Here is a 6,985-nt window from a genome sequence, read left to right as displayed (position 1 = left end):
GTCTGACCGGCTTCAGCACGTCTCCTGAAGCCGACGAAGTCCCAGCCATCCCGCCCCCTCATGCAGCAATGGCCCTCGATCTTACGGTCCATGACTTGCGCGCCGTGATCCACAAGAGAAGCCCTAGGTCCGGTTTGGTCGCGAAGACGGTGCTCTCGCCCAGTCCCGCGGCCCGGCAGCGGTCCGCATCGCACGTCCACGAGCGCGGGATGTATAACTCACGGTCCACCGCCGCGTGCCCGCGGGCACTTGCGTAGACGAGGTAGACAGCGACCTGCGCGTTCTCGATCCTCCCGGCGGTGCCGGTGTACTGGCGTTGGAGCCCGACAGTGTGCGTGCCCTTCTTCACATCCCCGGTCTCGTCGACCACCAACACCGCATCCTCGTCACGCAGGTGCTCCAGCACGTACTCACGCACGTCATCACGCACCCGATCGGCATCCCACTTGGCCCGGCCGAGCAGGTACTGCATGCCGTCCGGGGTGGCCTCCCCGGCCCACTCGGCGATCGACCAGCAGTTCTTGCGCGGCAGGTCCGAGAGCAGCCCCAGCACCAAGTCCCTCACCCGACGCCGGGGTTCGACCCGGGCGAAGCGGCCCGCTATCCGGCCCATCAGGATCTCGAACGCCTCCTGCCAGCGGGCAGGGTCTACGCTGTGCCCCGCGGCCACCGCATGATCTTCAGTCTTCACACACCGATGATCATCGGTGGCCGCACCAATCTGCGTCCCGCCCGACTCTGGGCGCCTTGGCTGGCGACTCCGAGTTCAAGTTGGCGTGGAGGTCCTGCTCATCTTCTTCGCCCGCGCCTTCGTGCGCCGACCCTCCTGAGAATCAACGGCACTCCCATAGCGATAGCTGCCTCGACTGCCGCCAGAATCAAGAATCCTCGGGTGATGCCCGTGGACAGGGTGATCGCCAAGGCGATGGCAGCACCGACAGAGATCCCCAACGACGGTCGCCAGTCGTCGGTACGGATCACCGTCCAGCACAGCGGAAGGAACGAAAGGGCCGCGATGATGAAGACGGCGGCATACCAGCCATAGCCGTCCGGCACCCCACACGCGCTTCGTTGGCCGTCGTAATGCCAGTCGCACCCGCCCTCGACAAGCCCGGTCGCCCCCCAGCCGAGCGCGACAGCGAAGCACAGCCCGTAGAGGGCTCCCCACCCCTTGCTGTTCATGCCCGGATCCTACGGGGGACATCTTGGCTGACCTTCTCGACGAGCTCACTCGGCACCTGACCACGACAGAGTGCGGGACCGCCAACTGAAGCATCTAGGACGCCAGCGGGCGAGATCACGATCTACGGCTTGAGTACTAGGCCGTGTATCGAAAGTGGATCAAGGTGAGGGTGTGGCCGTGGTTCGGGGCTAGGCAGTGTCCGGGCGATCTTGTAGTGGAGTCGTAAGGGGAGCCGGTGTGCTGGTCGGGTGGGGTGGCTGGGAGAGTGATTGCCTGTGACGAAGTCTGATCTTGCTCGCCGTATCCATGCTGCCTCTCACCTGACCGGCCAGTTCACGCTCCGGTCGGGACGTACTGCCACGGAGTACTTCGACAAGTACCGATTCGAGGCGGATCCCGTCCTGCTGGACGACATCGCCCGACGGATGGCCCCTCTGGTGCCGTCCGGCACGCAGGTGCTGGCCGGCCTGGAGATGGGCGGCATCCCGGTAGTGACCGCGCTCGGCCGACACACGGGCCTTCCTTGCGCGTTCGTGCGCAAGCAGGCCAAGCCGTATGGCACGTGCCGTCTGGCCGAGGGTGCGGAGGTTGCGGGCCAGAAGGTGCTGGTCATCGAGGACGTCGTCACCAGCGGTGGGCAGATCGTGCTGTCGACCGCGGACCTGCGGAACCTGGGCGCGCAGGTGGATGAGGCGCTATGCGTGATCGACCGGGAGCAAGGCGGTGCGGAGGCTCTCAAGGCGGAGGGCATCAGTCTGTTGTCACTGCTGTCGGCCGAAGACTTGCGGGCTGCTGCCGCGTCCTGACTCCAGGCCGTGTCCGGCCACCGGCCTGGAGCGTTGTCCGGAGCATGATGGGGCGGGGAGATCTTTCGGACGGGCAGTGGGCGCAGTTGGAGCCGCTGCTGCCGGTGAGTAACAACCGGTGCGGGCAGTGGCCGGACCACCGTCAGGTGGTCAACGGGATACTGCACCGGGTACGGACCGGGTTGCCGTGGCGGGATCTGCCGGAACGGTTCGGCCCGTGGAAGACCGTGTATGAACGCCATCGGCTCTGGTCGGCCGACGGCACCTGGGAGCGGCTGTTCCAGCAGGTCCAGGGCGCCGCCGACGCGGACGGCGCGATCGACTGAGACATCTCGGTGGACTCCACCGTGATGCAGGCTCACCAGCACGCCGCCGGGGCCCGCAGAACCCCACCGCCGGCACCGAGTTGTTCAAAGGGGGGCGCCGCAGTGGAACACCTGACCGAGAGGCCCTGGTTGAGGTTGCTCGGCCATGTGGTGGCGGTGGTGCTGCAGGCGAGGGACTGGGGCGCTCCCGCGGCGGGTTCACCGCGAAAGTCCACCTGAGCGCCGATGGTCGCTGCCGCCCGCTGTCTCTCACTGTCACCCCCGGGCAGCGGGCGGACTGCACCCAGTTCGAGCCGGTCATGGACAAGATCCGTGTGCCACGGGCCGGGCCGGGCCGGGCCGCCCGCGCCGGCGTCCGGACAGCCTCAGCGCGGATAAGGCGTACAGCAACCGCACCTTTCGCGCTTATCTGCGAAGGCGCGGCATCCGCCACGTCATCCCGGAGAAAAAGGACCAGCAAGCCGCCCGCCTGCGCCGGGGCTCACACGGTGGCAGGCCACCAGGCTTGGACAAAGAACGTTACAAAAAACGCAACACGGTCGAACGCGCCATCAATAAGCTCAAGGCGCACAGAGCCGTCGCGACGCGCTATGAAAAACGCGCATACATCTTCCTCGGAACCGTCACCGTCGCAGCCCTGGTCATCTGGCTCCGTTCATGATCGCCCGGACAGGCTCTAACGCCCCGTCGTTCAGATGTTGTGCGGGTCGCTTACGCCAGGAGGTCACCGCGGCTGGTCGCAACGCGCAGGAGGTCCCGCAGAGAGCCGGCCAGTTCGTGGGCCAGCCGTTGCATGTCTTCCGCGTTCGCGTTCTGGTCTCGAGCGTTTCGTGGGCGTGTGTCAGCAGCTCGTTCGCCGAGCCGAGTTGGACCGACTCGATGTCGTCCGCCGGGCGGGCCACGTAGCCGTCTGGGCCGTCGGTGCTCAGGTAGCAGGGCTGGCTCTCCGGGTCCGACCACGGGAAGAGGCGCAGTTCGTTCCGTGCCGTCATCCTTGTGCCTGCCTCTCGTCGCGCGCGTGGTGGGTGGTGAAGACCGCGTCGATGCGGTCCCCTGGGAAGGCCAGGAGGGCGGCGTCGACGACTCGGCCGGTGGAGGCGGTAGCGACCCGCGTGATCGCGAGGACCGGCGCGGCGGAGGCGATCGGGAGGGTCCCTCAACGGGGGACTCCTCCGACGGTGAACCTGTACCCAGGTACCGATTACAAGGGTCGGGCGGCGCCAGAGAGGTACTGGGGCGTTGAGCCGGTCCGACACGACGCCTGCGCGCAGCTCTTTCGGGTCGGGAATGGGGTGGCAAGACGCCCAGCGGCTTGGCAAAGGACCAGGCCGAGCAGGGGGTCGCAGACGACGGCCAGGCCCGCGTCGGCCCCTATCACCATGAATTCGCGGGAGCTCCGCCAGGACGGCGAACGCATGGAAGACGAGCCGGCCGCCGGGAGTCGTGCTGTGCAGTCAGGTGCAGCCGATGTCGCGCTCGTACAGCTCGGCGGGCAGGGAGGAGTCGCGACACAAGGATCACTGCCGGCAGAGCTGAAGCGCCGGGCGGCATCAGGCTTGTGCTCAGCGCCCGGGGGCGGCCGGGGCAGCCGCGTGGGCCGGGGTGTCGTGCAATCCCAGGCGCAGGTGCTCGACGTGGTAGAGGGCCTGATCGAGAAGCTCCGCGACGTGGTTGTCGTAGAGCGAGTAGACGATGGAGCGGCCCTGCCGCTCGCCGGTGACCAGGCCGAGGTTTCGCAGCAGCCGGAGCTGGTGCGAGCAGGCGGAGGCTTCCATGCCGACGGCTTCGGCGAGCTCTCCGACCGCGCAGGGGCCTTCCTGGAGGCGGGCCAGGATGTAGAGCCGGGAGGGTGTGGCGAGGGCCTGGAGGGTGGCGGCGACGTCGGCGGTACCGACCGCATCGAGCCGTTCGCGGGTACTGGCGCTGCTGGTGATGGTGTCGCGTCCATGGCCCATGCGCCCATCATACCGATGACACATGAAGAGCTGTTCAGACGTTCATGTACGGTGGAAGCGTAGCCACCTCCCGCCCGTGAAGGGTTGTTTTGTCATGTCTACTGTCCTGGAGCAGCGGTCCGCGCCGCCCACCGGCGCCATGCGTCCGCTACCGCCCCGGCGCCAAACCCGTCTGCTCGCGACGACCGAGGCCCGCTGGGCGCTCGCGGCGCTGGTGCTGTTCCTTCTCGCGCTGCCGATCCACCTGATGGACGGTCCGGTGTGGCTGTGGGGCGCCCTGTTCGCCGCGACCTACGTCACCGGCGGCTGGGAGCCGGCCTGGGAGGGGTTGAAAGCCCTGAAGGACAAGACGCTGGACGTGGACCTGCTGATGGTCGTCGCCGCCCTGGGGGCCGCCGCGATCGGGCAGGTCCTCGACGGCGCGCTGCTGATCGTCATCTTCGCCACCTCCGGCGCCCTGGAAGCCGTAGCCACCGCCCGCACCGCGGACTCCGTGCGCGGACTGCTCGACCTCGCCCCCACCACCGCCACCCGGCTCCTGCCGGACGGCACCGAGGAGACGGTGGACACCGAGCGCCTGATGGTCGGGGACACGATTCTGGTCCGTCCCGGCGAGCGGGTCGGCGCGGACGGACAGGTACTCGACGGAGCCAGTGACGTCGACCAGGCCACCATCACCGGCGAGCCGCTTCCGGTGGCCAGGCAGGCCGGGGACGAGGTGTTCGCCGGCACCGTCAACGGCACCGGGGTCCTGCGCGTACGGGTCGAGCGCGACCCGTCCGACTCGGTGATCGCCCGGATCGTGAAGATGGTCGAGGAAGCCTCCGAGACCAAGGCGCCCACCCAGCTGTTCATCGAGAAGATCGAGCAGCGCTACTCGATCGGCATGGTCCTCGCGACCCTCGCCGTCTTCGCGATCCCGCTCGCCTTCGGAAACGCCCTCTCTTCGGCACTGCTGCGGGCGATGACGTTCATGATCGTGGCCTCGCCGTGCGCGGTGGTGCTCTCCACCATGCCGCCGCTGCTGTCAGCCATCGCCAACGCCGGCCGCCGTGGCGTGCTCGCCAAGTCCGCCGTCGTCATGGAGCGCCTCGGCCAGATCAGCACCGTCGCCCTGGACAAGACCGGCACCCTCACCGAAGGCACCCCCCATGTCACCGACCTGCGCCCCCTGCCCGGCAGCGGCCTGAAGGACGATGCGCTCCTCGCTCTGGCAGCCTCCGCCGAGCATCCCAGCGAGCACCCGCTGGCCCGGGCCGTGGTCGCCGCCGCCCGCGAACGCGGCCTGCCCCTGACCGAAGCCGAAGACTTCACCTCCACCCCCGGACAGGGCGTCACCGCCACCGTCGCCGGCCACACCGTCACGGTCGGCTCCCCCGCCCGGCTGCTGGACGGTGCCGGCCACCAGCCGCACCGGGCAGTGGTGGCCGAGCTGGAGGAGGACGGGCGTACCTCGGTCGTCGTTGTGCGCGACGGGGTACCGGTGGGCATGCTGGGGATCGCGGACCGGCTGCGGCCGGACGCGGCGGCCACCGTAGCCGCCCTCACCCGCCTGACCGGCCGCACCCCGATCCTGCTGACCGGCGACAACGAACGCGCCGCCCGGCACCTGGCCGCCGAGGTCGGCATCACCGAGGTCCGCGCCGGGCTGCTCCCCCGGGACAAGGTCGACGCCGTCAAGAAGTGGGAAGCCCAGGGTCACAAGGTGCTGGTCGTGGGCGACGGAGTCAACGACGCCCCCGCCCTGGCCGCCGCGCACTGCGGGATCGCGATGGGCAAGGCCGGCTCCGATCTCGCCCTGGAGACCGCCGACGCCGTCGTCGTGCGCGACGAACTGGCCACCATCCCCGCGATCGTGCAGCTCTCCCGCACCGCACGCCGCTTCGTCGTCCAGAACCTGGCCATCGCCGGGTCCTTCATCGCCGTCCTGGTCGCCTGGGACCTGATCGGCACCCTCCCCCTGCCCCTCGGCGTCGCCGGCCACGAGGGCTCCACCGTCATCGTCGGCCTCAACGGCCTGCGCCTGCTGCGCGAGACCGCCTGGCCCCGACTCACCAAGGACACCGCGTGAGCCGACGCACCCGTCGCGCCTCCCCTGCCCCGGGGGCAGCACGGCCCACCGTCACCGTCTGCCGCGGCTGCTGCTGCGGTACCCCCAAGATCCCCGGCCTCGACCACACCGCCCAACTCCGAGACCTGCGCCAAGCCCTCGACGGCACGGCGACCGTACGCGTCACCGACTGCCTCGACGCCTGCGAGCGCGCCAACGTCATCGTCGTCCAGCCTTCCGCCGAAGGCCGCAAGAACGGCGGCCGCCCCGTCTGGCTCGGCCTGGTCAACGACCCCGACGCCACCATCGACATCACCACCTGGGTCAAGGACGGCGGCCCCGGCCTCGCCGACCCGCCCGGCATCCTCGACCTCTACGCCTTCCGTCCCTCCCGCCGCGTCCAGGCCGAACTCCATGACACATGACCCTCGCACCCGCCGCGGGGCGACCTCTACCGGATCGACAAGCCCGTCGAACTGGTCGCCCCGGAGGGCCCGACCAAGGTGATCGCCGTCATCGAGAAGTTCCTCTCAAGGTAGGCGGCCTCTGAACGACGATCCTGGCCTGGCGGAGTGCCGACCGCCGACGACTGCGGCGTGGCCTTGGTCTGAGACGAGCACTTGCCTGGGCACGGCGTCGCCGGGACCACCCCGAGGGAACGGTCC

At 69.1% G+C, this 6,985-nt stretch carries 6 protein-coding genes and 2 pseudogenes; 4 read left to right on the top strand and 4 right to left on the bottom strand.

Annotation, left to right across the window (positions count from 1 at the left end; all coding sequences use genetic code 11):
• Positions 1-58: 58 nt before the first annotated feature.
• Positions 59-613 (bottom strand): IS701 family transposase, encoded by a 555-nt coding sequence (locus FNH09_RS09430; RefSeq protein ID WP_274390215.1) that lies wholly within the window; start codon positions 611-613, stop codon positions 59-61.
• Between the two features lie 176 nt (positions 614-789).
• Positions 790-1,182 (bottom strand): hypothetical protein, encoded by a 393-nt coding sequence (locus FNH09_RS09425; protein WP_152886293.1) that lies wholly within the window; start codon positions 1,180-1,182, stop codon positions 790-792.
• 276 nt (positions 1,183-1,458) lie between these two features.
• Here FNH09_RS09425 and pyrE point away from each other — a divergent pair, with 276 nt between their 5' ends.
• Both pyrE and FNH09_RS09415 read left to right on the top strand, forming a co-directional pair.
• On the top strand, positions 1,459-1,989 hold the full coding sequence (gene pyrE, locus FNH09_RS09420; protein ID WP_162468317.1) for an orotate phosphoribosyltransferase: 531 nt from the start codon (positions 1,459-1,461) through the stop codon (positions 1,987-1,989).
• A gap of 44 nt (positions 1,990-2,033) precedes the next feature.
• Positions 2,034-2,976, top strand: a pseudogene (locus tag FNH09_RS09415) (IS5 family transposase).
• A 327-nt stretch (positions 2,977-3,303) separates the two neighbouring features.
• Here FNH09_RS09415 and FNH09_RS48345 read toward each other — a convergent pair.
• Positions 3,304-3,465, bottom strand: a pseudogene (locus FNH09_RS48345) (GntR family transcriptional regulator); the annotation flags it as partial.
• A 412-nt stretch (positions 3,466-3,877) separates the two neighbouring features.
• Positions 3,878-4,270 carry an ArsR/SmtB family transcription factor gene (locus FNH09_RS09400; protein WP_152886291.1) on the bottom strand — a complete coding sequence of 131 codons (393 nt, stop codon included), beginning with the start codon at positions 4,268-4,270 and terminating at the stop codon, positions 3,878-3,880.
• 94 nt (positions 4,271-4,364) lie between these two features.
• Here FNH09_RS09400 and FNH09_RS09395 point away from each other — a divergent pair, with 94 nt between their 5' ends.
• Both FNH09_RS09395 and FNH09_RS09390 read left to right on the top strand, forming a co-directional pair.
• Positions 4,365-6,341, top strand: a complete 1,977-nt coding sequence (locus FNH09_RS09395; RefSeq protein ID WP_152886290.1) for a heavy metal translocating P-type ATPase — start codon at positions 4,365-4,367, stop codon at positions 6,339-6,341.
• Positions 6,338-6,745, top strand: a complete 408-nt coding sequence (locus FNH09_RS09390) for a (2Fe-2S) ferredoxin domain-containing protein (protein ID WP_162468316.1) — start codon at positions 6,338-6,340, stop codon at positions 6,743-6,745. Before FNH09_RS09395 ends, FNH09_RS09390 begins: the two co-directional genes overlap by 4 nt.
• The last annotated feature ends 240 nt before the right edge of the window (positions 6,746-6,985 follow it).

The organism is Streptomyces adustus (assembly GCF_009377175.1).
Lineage (GTDB): Bacteria > Actinomycetota > Actinomycetes > Streptomycetales > Streptomycetaceae > Streptomyces > Streptomyces adustus.
This window is presented reverse-complemented; position numbering and strand designations above follow the sequence as displayed.